Origin of the sequence: [Borrelia] turdi (assembly GCF_008828755.2) — a bacterium.
GTDB classification, from domain to species: Bacteria; Spirochaetota; Spirochaetia; order Borreliales; family Borreliaceae; genus Borreliella; species Borreliella turdi.
On sequence record NZ_QBLM01000001.1, the window covers coordinates 708,476 to 723,339 of the forward strand.

The 14,864-nt window shown below is 27.6% G+C and carries 14 protein-coding genes and 1 tRNA gene; 7 read left to right on the forward strand and 8 right to left on the reverse strand.

Annotated elements, in window-relative coordinates; translation table 11 throughout:
• Positions 1-37: 37 nt before the first annotated feature.
• The 5 genes from DB318_RS03305 to DB318_RS03325 are packed head-to-tail and all read left to right on the forward strand — an operon-like array spanning position 38 to position 4,951.
• Positions 38-391 carry an SIMPL domain-containing protein gene (locus DB318_RS03305; RefSeq protein ID WP_236840929.1) on the forward strand — a complete coding sequence of 118 codons (354 nt, stop codon included), beginning with the start codon at positions 38-40 and terminating at the stop codon, positions 389-391.
• The gene (locus DB318_RS03310; RefSeq protein ID WP_151059897.1) at positions 392-1,099 is read left to right on the forward strand and encodes a 6-phosphogluconolactonase; all 708 of its coding nucleotides are present in this window, start codon (positions 392-394) and stop codon (positions 1,097-1,099) included.
• Positions 1,086-2,303 (forward strand): flagellar motor switch protein FliG, encoded by a 1,218-nt coding sequence (locus tag DB318_RS03315; protein WP_151073433.1) that lies wholly within the window; start codon positions 1,086-1,088, stop codon positions 2,301-2,303. Before DB318_RS03310 ends, DB318_RS03315 begins: the two co-directional genes overlap by 14 nt.
• Positions 2,303-4,087 carry an alanine--tRNA ligase gene (locus DB318_RS03320; protein WP_151074293.1) on the forward strand — a complete coding sequence of 595 codons (1,785 nt, stop codon included), beginning with the start codon at positions 2,303-2,305 and terminating at the stop codon, positions 4,085-4,087. Before DB318_RS03315 ends, DB318_RS03320 begins: the two co-directional genes overlap by 1 nt.
• A 42-nt stretch (positions 4,088-4,129) precedes the next feature.
• Positions 4,130-4,951 carry a ZIP family metal transporter gene (locus tag DB318_RS03325; protein ID WP_151059894.1) on the forward strand — a complete coding sequence of 274 codons (822 nt, stop codon included), beginning with the start codon at positions 4,130-4,132 and terminating at the stop codon, positions 4,949-4,951.
• A gap of 2 nt (positions 4,952-4,953) precedes the next feature.
• On the opposite strand, the gene pstB is transcribed toward DB318_RS03325, so the two are convergent.
• The 4 genes from pstB to DB318_RS03345 form a co-directional block, all read right to left on the reverse strand.
• Positions 4,954-5,736, reverse strand: a complete 783-nt coding sequence (gene pstB / locus DB318_RS03330) for a phosphate ABC transporter ATP-binding protein PstB (RefSeq protein ID WP_151059893.1) — start codon at positions 5,734-5,736, stop codon at positions 4,954-4,956.
• Positions 5,737-7,173, reverse strand: a complete 1,437-nt coding sequence (pstA, locus tag DB318_RS03335; protein ID WP_151073709.1) for a phosphate ABC transporter permease PstA — start codon at positions 7,171-7,173, stop codon at positions 5,737-5,739.
• Positions 7,174-7,277: 104 nt separating this feature from the next.
• The gene (gene pstC / locus DB318_RS03340; protein WP_151074294.1) at positions 7,278-8,186 is read right to left on the reverse strand and encodes a phosphate ABC transporter permease subunit PstC; all 909 of its coding nucleotides are present in this window, start codon (positions 8,184-8,186) and stop codon (positions 7,278-7,280) included.
• A gap of 89 nt (positions 8,187-8,275) precedes the next feature.
• Positions 8,276-9,115, reverse strand: a complete 840-nt coding sequence (locus tag DB318_RS03345; protein ID WP_151074295.1) for a PstS family phosphate ABC transporter substrate-binding protein — start codon at positions 9,113-9,115, stop codon at positions 8,276-8,278.
• A gap of 165 nt (positions 9,116-9,280) precedes the next feature.
• Here DB318_RS03345 and efp point away from each other — a divergent pair, with 165 nt between their 5' ends.
• Positions 9,281-9,859 carry an elongation factor P gene (efp, locus tag DB318_RS03350; RefSeq protein ID WP_151059890.1) on the forward strand — a complete coding sequence of 193 codons (579 nt, stop codon included), beginning with the start codon at positions 9,281-9,283 and terminating at the stop codon, positions 9,857-9,859.
• The gene (locus tag DB318_RS03355) at positions 9,837-10,490 is read left to right on the forward strand and encodes a hypothetical protein (protein WP_151074296.1); all 654 of its coding nucleotides are present in this window, start codon (positions 9,837-9,839) and stop codon (positions 10,488-10,490) included. The genes efp and DB318_RS03355 overlap by 23 nt, the downstream gene beginning before the upstream one ends.
• A gap of 15 nt (positions 10,491-10,505) precedes the next feature.
• On the opposite strand, the gene DB318_RS03360 is transcribed toward DB318_RS03355, so the two are convergent.
• From DB318_RS03360 to DB318_RS03375, 4 genes are all read right to left on the reverse strand, one after another.
• A tRNA-Ile gene (locus DB318_RS03360) sits at positions 10,506-10,579 on the reverse strand.
• 30 nt (positions 10,580-10,609) lie between these two features.
• The gene (locus tag DB318_RS03365) at positions 10,610-11,644 is read right to left on the reverse strand and encodes a hypothetical protein (RefSeq protein WP_151074297.1); all 1,035 of its coding nucleotides are present in this window, start codon (positions 11,642-11,644) and stop codon (positions 10,610-10,612) included.
• An 18-nt stretch (positions 11,645-11,662) separates the two neighbouring features.
• The gene (gene mutL / locus DB318_RS03370; RefSeq protein WP_151074298.1) at positions 11,663-13,498 is read right to left on the reverse strand and encodes a DNA mismatch repair endonuclease MutL; all 1,836 of its coding nucleotides are present in this window, start codon (positions 13,496-13,498) and stop codon (positions 11,663-11,665) included.
• Positions 13,499-13,504: 6 nt separating this feature from the next.
• Positions 13,505-14,864, reverse strand: a 1,360-nt coding sequence (locus DB318_RS03375; protein WP_151074299.1) for a tetratricopeptide repeat protein, incomplete at its 5' end; no start/stop codon positions are given.

Sequence of the window (14,864 nt, forward strand, 5' to 3'; positions counted from 1 at the left end):
AATATGGATTTGATGAAGATCATATAAAATAGGATTTATGAATTTAATGAGTGGCGTTATAAAAATGCTTCATAGATACAGCGTGTATATTTCTTTGATTGTCAATACAATTGATTTTGAGAAAATGAAAGCAGTAGGGAAAAATATTGTTATTAAGCTTTATAATCAACAGTTGTTAATTAGTAATAATGTAGGCTTAAGATATTTTTTTGATAAAATTAATGATATAAAGTCCGAAATGTTAAAAATTAAAAATGCAAATCAAGAATACTTTAAATTTTTTTCAGTTGATATAAGCTTTGACAACCAAAAGCTTTATCCTCAAAAAATTATTAAGGATTGTTGCAATTATTTTTTATTATTTAGATTAATATGTATTAAGGAAAATTAAATGGAGTTTTTATATTCTGATGAAGAGAATTATTTAAAAAATAGATTTTTTGATTTTTTTGATATGAATATAGATAAAGATAAATATACAAGCATTGGAATTTGTGGTGGTCGAAGCATAGTTACTTTTTTAAGTGTTTTTCTTAAACAAAATTTTTCTTTTAAAAGATCACATTTTTTTTTAGTTGATGAACGGTGTGTTCCATTAAATAACAAAAATAGTAATTATAATCTTTTAAATAAAAATTTTTTTTCCAAAATGGTTGATAAAAATTTAATAAGCATTTCTAAATTTCATGCTTTTATTTATAACGAAATAGATGAAACCACAGCTATTCATGACTATAATATTGAATTTAATTCAAGGTTTAATATTTTTGATTTTATTTTAGTTTCTGCTGGTGAAGATGGCCACATCGCATCGCTTTTCCCTTCAAGAAAACTGTTGTTTTCAGATGTAGAAGGTTATCAGTACGAGTACAATTCTCCCAAATTTCCCAGTAAAAGAATAAGTTTAACGCCAAAATCTTTATTTAATGCAAAAGCTATTGTTTTGTTATTTATGGGTGTTGATAAAAAGCGAGCTTTAGAAAATTTTTTAGGTTTTAATAGTTCTATCAATGAATGTCCAGCTAGACTTCTTAAAGAGCATCCCAATTTATTGGTTCTTACAAACATTAAAAGAGATGAAGGTTATGCAGGATCCTAGGCTTTCTAAGTATAAAAATACTAAAAATTTAAGCAAAAAAACTGTTGAAGAAATTGATACTTTGAGTTTAAATAAAAACTTTTCTGATTCAGAAATTCAAGGTTCTATGCTTAGATCTTGGATAAGCCTTATTAAGGGTAATAAAAACAAAGCATCTATTGAGTCTAAATCCAATAATATTAATGATTTAAAGCCAGGATTTATTCGCAAAGAGAGTAAGGTTACAAAGATTGCAAAATATTTTTTGGCTATTGGGCTTGAAAAATCTGCAAAGATTATGTCTGAGCTTGATGATTCGGATATAATCTTAATTACCAGAGAAATTTCAAAGATTAGCTATATTTCTCCAGAAGAAAAAGATCATATTATTAAAGAATTTGAAGAGTTGCTAAGAAATGAAAAAAGGTATGTTAAGGTTGATGATAACTTTGCTTATGAATTATTGAATAAAACGTTAGGAAAATCTAAAGCAAAATCAATTTATAAAAAAGTTACTGGTAATGATATTTTTATTCCTTTTGATTATTTATCTCAAATCGAACATGAACAACTTTGGGCATTAATTAAAGATGAGAATATTAAAACGCTTGTCATATTATATAATTATTTAAATAAAGATCAAAAAAAGTATGTTTTTTCAATGCTAGAAGAAGAAGATAGAAGAGAATTTATAAAAGATCTTGCCAAACCAAGGCAATTGAGTATGGAGACAATAGAGGCAATTTCAAATAAACTTAAGGATAGATTTAGAATGCAAGGGACTCTTAAGACAGATAAACTTGATGGATCTAAAATACTTGTTGATATTTTAAGCTATATGGATTCTAATGAAGAGAAAAATTTGCTTAATAAAATTAATATGAAGGATTTAAATCCTGTTGTGGACAGTGAAATTCGAGAAAAAATATTCGATATTAATGTAATATTGAGAATCATGGATAATGACTTGCATAATATTTTAAGAGAGTTTACAGATAAAGAGATTGCAATTATTATTAAAGATAAAACTGATGAGGTTAGAGATAAAATGCTTTCAAATGTTTCAAAAAGGCGTAAAGAAATTATTTTAGATGAAGAAGCTTTTTTGGGGAAAATAAGTAAAAAAAATTTAAAAGCCATGACACTATTTTTTATTAATTATATTAAAAATTTAACTTTAAAAGGCGATTTAGTAATATATAGAAAAAATGAGGAATTTATTTAATGACACTTAATAAGTTGCGTAAAAAATATATTGATTTTTTTAAATCAAAAAAACATTTTGAAATAATGGGTAAATCATTGGTTCCTGAAAATGATCCTACAGTTCTTTTCAATACAGCTGGCATGCAGCCCCTTATTCCTTATCTTCTTGGAGAAGCACATCCATCAGGAGACATGCTTGTTAATGTGCAAAAATGTTTAAGAACAGGAGACATTGATGAGGTTGGAGATTTAAGTCATTTAACTTTTTTTGAAATGCTTGGAAATTGGTCTCTTGGAGCTTATTTTAAAGAATATTCTGTAAAATGTAGTTTTGAATTTTTGACTTCTTCTGATTATTTAAATATTCCAAAAGATAGTCTTTATGTGAGTGTCTTTGAAGGCGATCAAGAAATTCCTCGTGATACAGAGACGGCTAGGGTTTGGGAAAGCTTAGGCATTCCCAAAGATAGAATATATTATCTTTCTAGAGAGCATAATTTTTGGGGGCCTGTTGGATCTAAAGGACCTTGTGGACCAGATACTGAAATATATGTAGATACTGGAAAGGTTAAGTGCTCTTTTGATTGCAATATTACGTGTTCTTGTGGCAAGTATTTTGAAATTTGGAATAATGTTTTTATGCAATACAATAAAGATGAAAATGGTAATTACATAGAATTGGATCGAAAATGTGTCGATACGGGAATGGGGCTTGAGAGAACAATTGCTTTTTTGCAGGGTAAATCTTCAGTTTATGAGACAGATGCATTTATACCTATAATAAAGAGAATAGAATTTATTTCTGGTAAAGTTTATGGACAAAAAGAAGACGATGATAGATACATTAGAATAATTTCTGATCATGTTAAAGCTGCTTGCTTTATTCTTGCTGATAGTTCTGTTGTTTTTCCCTCCAATTTGGGTCAAGGGTATGTTCTAAGAAGACTAATAAGGCGGTCGGTTAGATATGCAAAGAAGCTTGGAATAAAATCCCATTTTTTAGCTGATCTTGTTGATTCTGTAGAGACTATTTATAAATCTTTTTATAATGAGTTAACAGAAAAGAAAAATTTTATCAAAAAAGAATTGAGCACAGAAGAAAAAAAGTTTTTTAAAACTTTATTTCAAGGTGAGCAAGAATTTATTAAAATAACACGAAATTTACCCTATAAAACTATTCCTGGTGATATTGCTTTTAAACTTTATGATACTTATGGTTTTCCATATGAATTAACAGAAGAGCTTGCTTTTGAATATGGCTTTAATATTGATAAGTTGGGTTTTGATGAATTTTTTAAAAAGCATCAAAAGATTTCAAAGAAAGGGGGTGACAAAGTTTTTAAAGGAGGGCTTGCTGATTATACTTATGAGACCACCAAGCTGCATACAGCAACTCATTTGCTTCATAAGGCACTTCAATTAGTACTAGGTGATCATGTTAGGCAAAAAGGAAGTAATATTACTGCTGAGCGATTAAGGTTTGATTTTGTTCATTCTAAAAAGATGACAGATGATGAGATAAAAAAAGTTGAAGAGATTGTTAATTCACAGATAAAGAATTCTTTATCTGTGAAAAAATCTATAATGGAATTAAGTGAGGCTCAAGAAAAAGGAGCCATGGCTCTTTTTGGAGAAAAATATGATAATTTGGTTAGTGTTTACGAGATAGATGGATTTTCACTTGAAGTTTGTGGAGGCCCTCATGTTGAGAATACCAATGAACTTGGTACTTTTAAAATACAAAAAGAACAATCCTCATCTTCGGGTGTAAGAAGAATAAAAGCTATTTTGGTTGATGAGTAAATTTTTTTATTATTTATTGATTTTATTTTAATAGGAGGTTTTATGACAAAATCAATTTTGGATTATTTATTGACTTTACATCCTGTATTATTAGGACTTTTAGGCTCTACTTTTACTTGGTTTACCACAGCTTTTGGAGCAGCAGCGGTTTTTTTCTTTAGAAAGGTAGATAATAAAATAATGGACGCTATGCTTGGTTTCTCAGCAGGTATTATGATAGCGGCTAGTTTTTTTTCACTTATTCAGCCTGCTATAGAAAGAGCTGAGGAGCTTGGATACATTACTTGGGTACCGGCTGTTTTTGGATTTCTTGTTGGAGCATTTTTTATATATATTGTAGATGTATTTGTTCCAGATCTTGATAAACTTACTTTTATTGATGAAGATTTAACTAAACACGGGAAAAAAGATTTTTTACTCTTTACCGCTGTTACTTTACACAATTTCCCAGAAGGATTGGCTGTTGGAGTTGCTTTTGGAGCCTTGGCTTCTAATCCGGATATTCAAACTTTAGTTGGAGCTATGCTTCTTACGCTTGGTATTGGCATTCAAAATATTCCTGAAGGAGCAGCTATTTCTTTACCCTTAAGAAGAGGTGATGTTGCTTTGGCAAAATGCTTTAATTATGGCCAAATGTCAGGATTAGTAGAAATTGTAGGTGGTCTTATGGGGGCTTATGCAGTTTATTCTTTTACTCGAATTTTACCTTTTGCTTTAGCTTTCTCAGCAGGAGCTATGATTTATGTGTCTATTGAACAATTAATACCTGAAGCTAAGAGAAAAGACATTGATAATAAAGTGCCAAGTATATTTGGTGTTATTGGTTTTACATTAATGATGTTTCTTGATGTTTCATTAGGTTAAAGTTAGCCAAATTTTCCACTGATATATTCTTCAGTTTTAGGATTTTTAGGATTAAAGAATAGTTCATCAGTTGGGCTTTCTTCTTCAATGCATCCATTAAGGAAAAATGCGGTTCTATCAGATATTCTTCCGGCTTGTTGCATGTTATGAGTTACAATAATTATTGTGTAACTTTCTTTTAAGTTTATTATTAGTTCTTCAATTTTGCCTGTTGATATTGGATCGAGTGCAGAGGTAGGTTCATCCATTAGTATTACATTTGGTTCTATTGCAAGAGTTCTTGCAATGCAGAGTCTTTGTTGTTGCCCTCCTGACAAACTTAAGGCATTTGTATTAAGTTTGTCTTTGACCTCGTCCCAGAGTGCAGATTTTTTTAGTGATTGTTCTACTATTTCATCTAGTTTTTTTTTGTCTTTTGTCCCGTGAATTTTTGGGCCATAGCTTATATTGTCGTAGATAGACATTAAAAATGGGTTAGGAGTTTGGAACACCATTCCTATTTTTCTTCTAAGTTCTAGGATATCAAAATTATTTGAATAAATGTTTTTCCCTTCATATATTACATTGCCTTCTATTTTAATGCCTTCTACAAGGTCATTCATTCTGTTGAGAGTTCTTAAGAATGTTGATTTGCCGCAGCCAGATGGACCTATTAAAGCAGTAATACTATTTTTTAGTATTTTAATATTTATTTCGTTTAAAGCCTTAAATTCTGTATAAAATAGATTTAGGTTTTCTGTTTTTATTATAATTTCATTTTTAGGGTTATCTTTTTCTTTTACCACTTATTTAATCCTATATAGTTTGTTTATTAAAAATTTAGATGTTAAATTTATTATGAGTATCATTATTACAAGTATTGAAGCTGTTCCAAATCCTTTGTCCAGGTGTCCTTCTTGAAATAACATTAATAGGTGTACAGTTAATGTTCTTGATGGTTCATTTAAATTTGTTGCAAGTCCCAAGTTTGTTCCCATTGTAAAAAGCAATACAGCTGTTTCTCCTAAAGCTCTTCCTATTGCAAGAACTATTCCTGTTAGTATTCCAGGAATAGCTGTTGGAACCATAATTTTAATTATAGTTTCTGTTTTGTTTGCTCCTAAGGCGAATGATGCATACTTGTATGATTTTGGTATTGTTTTAAATGTTTCTTCGGTTGTTTTAACAATCATTGGTAATATCATTAGGGAGCTTGTTATTGCTCCTGAGAGTATTCCCATTCCAAAAATTGGTACAAAAAATATCAGTCCGAAAAGTCCAAAAATTATTGCAGGAATTGAAGACAGGATGTCAACACTCATAGATAGTATTTTGTAAAATATCTTGTTAGAAGTATATTCGGCAAGCATTATGCCAGTTCCTATTCCAATGCATATTGAAATAGCAGTTGTTAATAATATTACATAAAAAGTATTTAAGATTAAGTAAGAAATTCCACCATATGCACCAGAATCTCTTGGAATAGATAATATGAAATTTAAATTTAAAGGGCTGCTTTTATCAAAGTAATGCATTTTGATAAAGGGTGCTTTAGTATTTTGAAAATAATGCCAAGGTACAATTGCTAGTGCTCCTTCTGTTTGTTCTATAGTTTGTATTATTTTTTCTTCTTGATCAAGATATTTTATTATTTTTAATTTAATATCCTTTGCTATTAAATTAATCCATTTTTCTTTACCCTTAATAAGTTTTTCAACCTCATCAACACCTAGCGTATTGATTATTTCATTTTCATTTTTTGTTAAAGTTTTTTTACTTATTAAGATAGACATAGTTTTTATTTTTAAAGCTTTAATATTGGGATATAACTTAAAATCTAGGGATTCGAATTCTTCTTTTGTTAAATAACTTATAGAGCCTATTGTGCTGTTTATGGTTTGAAGTATTTTTTTAGTAGATGATTCGATTTTTACGTATCTTTTATTAAATATATTGTTTTTGATTAGTGTTCTTAGAATAGCTTTGCTAGATATGCTATCAAGTGAATTGGCAATAGGTATAATATCAATTCCTTGATCTGAAATGCTTCCCCAGTGCGAAATTTTATTATTATATATGTTATAAATGTCTTCTATTGAGATTTTATTTATATTGATATTTTTATTAACAATAAAAGCAATTTGCATTTCTTTGTTTTCTTCTGTTTTGAATGGTACAAAGTGTTGAGCTTTGCTTAAAAATAAAGTTTGTTTTTTTTTAAAATAAAACAAAGAGTTATACAATATATATGCGATGATAAAAATCAATAGAGCTGTTAAAAAATATGCAATAGAATTGATTATAAAGAAATAAAACTTGTTGATTAGTTTGTTTATTTGAGTTTTGGTCACTTTTTCTTTAACCCTTTATTTGAAGATAGTATAAAATTTTTGAGTAAATTTGTAATTATTGAAAATAGCAACAATACTAGAGCTGTAGAAAAGAGAGCTTCTCTGTGGGTGCCTGAAGCGTATCCCATGTCCATAGCAATATTTACGGTTAGCGTTCTAATAGGAGAAAATATATTTTTTATAAAAAGAGGAGAGCCTCCTCCAACCATTAATACTGCTACTGTTTCCCCAATAGCTCTTCCTATTGCCAATATTGTTCCTGCTAAAATGCCTCGACTAGCTGATGGTATTATTATTTTATATATTGTTTGCCAGTCTGTTGCTGCTAATGCAAGAGATGCAAATTTATATGATTTAGGAACAGCTTTAAGTGATGAATAGCAAACGCTAATTATTGTGGGAATTATCATTATGCTTAATATGAGTGATGAGCTTATTAAATTGTATCCCAAATTGTCTTCTCTTTGAAAAATGTTTTTTATTAAAGCAGCAATAAATGTGCTTCCAAAAAATCCGTAAACTACACTAGGGATTCCCGCCAAAAGCTCTATTATTGTTTGTAAAAATTGTTGATAAAATCCTTTTGCTTTTTCAAGTAAATATATTGCAAATCCTAATCCAATTGGTAAAGCGATTAAAATAGAAAAAAGTGTAGTTAAAAAGGAGTTAATAATGAATGATAAGATACCATAAGATTTTTGTAGATTATTAGTAGGATCCCAATTTGTGCTAAATAAAAAGTTTAAAATTTTAATTTTATTATTAATAAATGGTGTTATTCCGGTTTTTAATATAAATGCACCTAAAAACATTATTGATAGGGAGCTTATTATTGCGGATATAAGAATAAAAGATTTGAAAATAATTCCAATTATCTTTCTTTTTGTCTTTAAGCTTAGATGCATTTTTTAAAAGAATCCCTTAAAGCTCATTTCAATGCTCAATTGTATTACTTGACTTAATATTAAGTCAAGTAATCTTTTATTTAATTTAATTATGTTTTTATCCCTAAAAAGCCTTGTTCTTCAACGATATCTTGTCCGTTTGAGCTTGTCATAAAATCAATAAATTGAGTTACGCTTTTATCTTCGTATTTACTATTTGTAACTATTGTTAAATTTCTTTTAATGGTATATTTATTGCTATTTATTGTTTCTTTTGTAGGATATGTGCTGTTTACAGAAAGTATATTTAAACCCTTTTCTATTGAAGTTTTTGCGTATCCAAGACCTATATATCCTATTGAGTGTGGAGTAAGGCTTGTTTTTTCAATTACCTCTCCATTAGATTTTACTACTATTCCGTCTTGTCTAAATTGAGATTCTTCATGAGTTTTAAAAATTTTATTAAGAAGTAAATCTTTTATAGAAGAATAAGAACCAGAAGAGGAGTCTCGATTAATAAAGTTGATTTTAGCATCAGGGCCTCCCACTTGTTTCCAATTTTGAATTTTACCATTTAGTATTTTAGCTAGATTTTCTTCTGTAATATTTGTAATTTTTATTTCAGGGCTTGTTATGAAAATTATAGCATCATAAGCAAATACAGTTTCTTTTGCTCCTTGTTCAATTTCTTCTTTTGTTAAATCTCTTGATGATATAGCTATTTTATATATTTTGTTAAATAGCCCGTTTATGCCAACACTACTTCCTTGTGCATCGTATGTTACTTTAGTATTATTGTTTATCTTACTATATTTTAAAATCATTTCATCTAGTATTGGACTTACAGTTGTAGAGCCCCCAATTGATACAATTTTTTCATTGTCTTGATTTTTACAGTTGTATAATAAACTTGTTGATAGCATAAAAATTAAGATAATAATTTTTTTCATCAAGTAAACTCCTTCGTTTAAGTATATAATAGCATTACTTTAAAATAAGTCAATTATAAATTAGCTTTATTGGTCAAGTTATAATTGGGGAATAATAGTAAATATTTTAATTTTTTGGTATAAATTACTACTAGATTTGTATATTAAGTTTTGCGAGGTATTTAAATGGCGGTAGTTAAATCTAGTGAGATTGAAAAAGGTTCTTTTTTGCTTATCAAAGGGACCCCCCATATTGTTCTTGAAAGAGAATTTTCAAAAACAGGTAGAGGAGGGGCAATAGTAAGATTAAAGCTTAAGAACTTAAAAAACAAATTTGTCATTAGAGAAACTTTAAAAGGGGCAGATACTGCAGAGGCAATTGAAATTTACGAGGTTAGCGCCCAGTATTTATACAAAGATAAAGACGTTTTGGTTTTTATGGATTTAGAAACTTATGATCAGGTTAGTTTGGACTTAAAGGAAAGTGCCAATTTTCAAGATAAGGTTCCTTTTTTGCAGGAGTCAGAAATCTATTCTCTTATAATGTTTGATAATGTGGTTATTGATATTAAGTTGGCTCCAAAGATTGCTTTTGAAGTTGTAGAGGTTGAAGCAGCTGTTAAAGGTGATACTGTAACAAATGCAATGAAAAATATTACTCTTAATACGGGGCTTGTAGTTAAAGCTCCGCTTTTTATTAACGTTGGAGATAAAGTTTTAGTTAATTCTGAAACCAAAGAGTATGCAGAGCGAGTTAAAAGTTAAATTAATATTGGTTTTTTGTTATATTGTTTGTTCTTGCGAAATAAATTATCCTGAGATAAAAGAACTTGATTATAAGGTAAATTATTATTTTACTGAGAATCGTTTAGACTATTTTATGAGTTTTGATTTTGCAATTAAGGTTCTAAAGTCAAAGGATGTTTTTAAATTGTCAATAGAGAATAAGGACACTAGTGAGTTTATTCAAGTGGTTAATGATAATTATAGATCTTTTTTTATAGATTCTATTCTTGGCAAGGATATTTTATATTGTAGGGATTTGAGATTTAATTTTTTTGATGAAACTTTTTCTGATTTTACTTCATGTGTTCGTCTTTTTGATAAGGGTATGAGAGTTTACAATAGAGAGCTTGTTATTTCTTTAGGTATGTCAAAGTATGATTTAGATGACGTTCATAATTATGTATATAAGTCTAAGGATATGGCAATGTTAAATAAGTTAAGCAATTCTAAAGTATTTTTTGTTAAAACTTTTAAAGACAAATTATATCCTATTTCTTCAGTTGCTAGGATTGATTCAATAGATAACTTAGAGGTTGATAAAACATTGGATAATTACATAAGTTTTTATTATGTTGAAAAAAATTCAAATCTTTTTTTTAAGGTTAACTAAAAAAAAGATTTGAATTGGGCCCACCAGGACTTGAACCTGGGACCTACCGATTATGAGTCGGGTGCTCTAACCAACTGAGCTATGGGCCCTCCTTAGCTTTAATTTATTATATTTATTTTTTATTCATTGTCAAGTTCATTTTGAATAACTTCTATTTTAGAAGTTAATGCATCTAATTTGTTATTAATTTTGTCTTTTTCTTTTGTTAGGATTTGCATTTTTTGTTGAATGGTTTTTATTTCTTCCTGTTTTGTTATTTTTGTTAAATCATTACTTAAGTTTAATATTTTTTGGTTTGTTTTTTCGATTGTTTGGATTGCTGCGCTGATTGTATTGGTTTTAGTTGTGATTTTATCTTTTTTTGTGGTTTCAATAAATTCTTCAGCAATTTTTTTTAAAATATTTTCTTTGGTTTTTACAATAACATTGATTTTGTTTTTTATTAGATTCTTTTTGTATATTTTTTCTTTTTTGCTTTTATATATTATTTGTTTTATTTCTTCTTTTATGCTTTTTATATTTGTTTTGATTTCATTTATTGTTTTAAATTCTTTAATAATTATATTGTTTAATTTTTTATTTAATGAAAATTCATTTATTATGCTTTCAAAGTTTTCAGAAAGGTAATATTTTGTTAATATTTTTTTTTCAAATTCTTTTGATATTTTACATACATTTACCATATTTATAATATTGTTTATTGCTGAGTTGACTTTAAGTATTATCCTTTGTAAAGGATTTTTTGTTTTATAATCACTTGCTAATTCTATTTTTTTATATTTTTCAAGTTTTAATTTAGAAAAATTCATGTTGTATTTTGATATTAATTCTAGATTTTGAGGATAAATTTCAATTATTGCTTTAGCAATTTCTTTAAGTTTTTTTTTGTATGATTTACTAACAGATTTATGTTCTGTTTTAAGAATATAAATTTTTTTGTTTAAATTTTTTAATATGTTTTCATTTTCTTCTGATTTGCTTAAATTGCTTTTCATTTGGTACAATTCTTTTTCTGCTAATTTTAGATTAGGATAGTGGTTTAAATTTTTTAATTCTACTATATTATTATTTTTTAATATTTTTCCAAGTTCAATTAAACTTTTTTCTTTTTCTATCTTTAATGAGCTGATTTCGGATTTGATTTTCTTTATCATGGGAACTCTGATTTCATTTTATGCTCTGTCAACTTTTTTTTCAAGCTCAAATTTAGATATTTTGTAATAAATTTTTCGTCCATGAGGACAGTGTTTTATTTCTAGTTTGAAAAATTCATTTATTAAAAATTTGCTAAATTCAAGGCTTAATATGTCATTTGTTTTAACAGCTTTTCTACAGGCAATAGTTGCATATAAATCAGATTCAAGAGAATTTATTGTTCTACTTTTTCTTGATTGAAAAAAGTGAATAAGAGTATTTTCATATTGATTGCAAATATTAGGAATAGATTCAAGTTGATATTTTTTAGGGCCTATTTTAGAGATTATAATGTCCATTTTTTTGTATTCCTCGATTTCACTATCTATAATTTCTTCTATGTTTTTATCAATTATTGTGAATTCAATTGGTATTAGAAGTTTTTGAATAGTTTTTTTTGAATTTCTAAGTTTTTCATATATTATTTTTTCATGAACTGCGTGTTGGTCTATGAAGTAAATTTCATTTATTTTTTCAACGATCAAAAATTCAGAAAATATTTGCCCTATGTAGTTAAATTTTATTTCTTCTTTTTCATCTTTGTTTATTGGTTCTTCAAATTCTAAAAAGTTGTCAGAGAAAATGTTTGTAATATTTTCCTTAAATGATGGTCTGTTTTGTATAATTGAATTATATTTTTTAAGGCCAATATCGTTTTGTATTATGTTTTTGTTTAGTTCGTTTGCATTATTTTCTGTTTCTAAATTTTTATTTTGGGGTATGTAATATGTGCTAGTTTTATTAAAGTTTTCTGGTTGGTTTATCATTTCTATTAAATTATCATCATCTGTTAATTGTCTTTTTATTATTATGTCGTTGTAGCTGTTTGTGTCTTTATCGAAAAAATTATTAATGTTATCAGAAATTAGCTTAAATAAAAATGGAAGATTGAAAAATCTTACTTCTTTTTTTTGAGGATGGACATTAAAGTCAATATATTCAGGGTTTATTTCTAAAAATAAATAGCATATTGGGAAGTTGCCAGGAGAAAGTATTCTACTGTGCCCATTAGTTATTGCTTCTAAGAGATCTTTTTGATCGATAGGTCTTCTGTTTACAAATGTTTTAATATGTCTTTTACTTTTTTTAGAAAAATTAGCTGGTGCTAGAAATATTTCTATTTTTATATTTTCATGTTCTTTTTTTAAGACCTTAAATTTATTATTTTCTATTACACTTCCATATACATTTTGCACTCTATCAATTAACGATTCTTTAAAGTAAATTTTTCTTAGTTTTTGATTTAAATTAATTTCGAAATTGATTTCAGGATGGGTTATTATTTTTTCTTCTAAAACTTTGAGACACATTTTTGTTTCAATGGGTTCTTGCTTTAAAAATCTTTTTCTTGCTGGAAAGTTGTGAAATATTTTTGTAACATCTACTATTGTTCCGTTTATGGCGGGTTGTTTTTTAAAGCATTTTTCAATTCCATTTTCTATTTCTATTTGATAGCTTTCATTTTTAGTTGTTGAGCTTGTTATTGAAATGTTAGAGCAAATTGCAATACTGGAGAGAGCCTCGCCTCTAAATCCTAGAGTTTCTATTTTTCTTAAATCTTCTTCTGAGGATATTTTTGAAGTGGTGTGTGGTAAATAGCAGATTTTTAAGTCTTCTTTACTTATTCCGCTTCCATTATCTATTATTAAGATTTTGTGAATTCCCCCTTCTTCAAGAAAGACCTCAATTTTAGTAGCCCCAGAATCTATTGAATTGTCTAGTAATTCCCTTAATATTGAACATGGTCTGTCTATTGATTCTCCTGCTGCTATTTTTTGAACCAAGTATTTATCTAAGAATCTTATTTTATTCATTACAATTTATATTCCTATTATTTTTTTAATATTTTCATTTTTTTTGTAATTTGGAAATTTTTTGACAAGCTCTCTTAATGTTTGATCATTATTATTCTCATTATATTCTATTATTCCTAGCGCATGTAAGGCTTCTGGATTGTTTGGCTTTAATTTTGTATATTCTTTTAGAAGGTCTTTAGCTCTTGTGTTGTCATTAATTTCAATTAGAGTGGTTGCAAGATTGTATTTTGCTTCAATATCGGAATTGCTTATTGCTTTTTCAAAAATTTCAATTGCTTTTTGATAATTTTTTTGATTTTTATAAAGTATTCCAAGATTGTTTAAAGCTAATTTATTGTTTTTGTTTATTATCTTTTCAAGAGTTGAGATTGCTTGAGTTTTATTTCCTGATTTTTCGTATGCTTTTGCTAGATTTATGTAGGCTGAAGTATTTTCAGGGTTTTTTTCAATTACTAAGCTGTAAAGCGATATGGCATTTTGGTAATTTTCGTTTTTAAGATTTATAGATGCTTTTAAATATAAATATTCACTTTTTTCTGGATTTAAATTGATAGCCTTGTTTATTATTTCAAGAGATTCTTTAAGTTTATTGTTTTCAAATTTTGCTATTGATAGGTTATAAATAGCAATTTCGTTGGGGGTTTTTGTATTATCATAAAAAAAACCCAAATATTCTTCACTTTTTTTGAAGTTACCCAAGTTGTTTGATACGATTCCAGCTTTTAATGCATAATTTAGCTTTTTGTTGAGATTGTAGGCATTTTTAAAACTTTCAAATGCTTGCTGCATATTGCCATTTTTTTCTTCAGCTATTCCTTTTTGGTAGTAGGCGGTGTCATAATTTTTATCAATTTGTATTGCTTTCTCAAAAGATTCTATTGCTTTTTTGTTTTTATTTAACATCATTAAAGCTATTCCTTTGTTATTATGTGCTTTTTTATGTTTTGGATTGAGCCTTATTGTTTGATCAAATGAGGCTATTGAATGTTCATACTTTTTAAGCTTGAATCTAATAATTCCAAGTTTATAGTAATCTTCTTGGGTGTTTGTGAGCTTAGTAATTTTTTCATATACATTTTCTGCTTTTAGTAAATCTCCATTGTTTTCATAAGCTTGAGCTAAAGTTTTAGAGGCATAGCTGTCATTAGGATTTATTGTTAAGAATTCGTTTAGATCTTTAATGGCTTGTTGACGAGTTTTTGGATTTTCAAGATCAGTAGGCTTTATTGAATAAACCTTAGATTTAAGATTTTCCAATTGTTGAATTTTATTAGCTTGGGCTAAAGTGTTAGAGGCATAGCTGTCATTAGGATTTATTGTTAAGAATTCGTTTAGATCTTTAATGGCTTGTTGACGAGTTTTT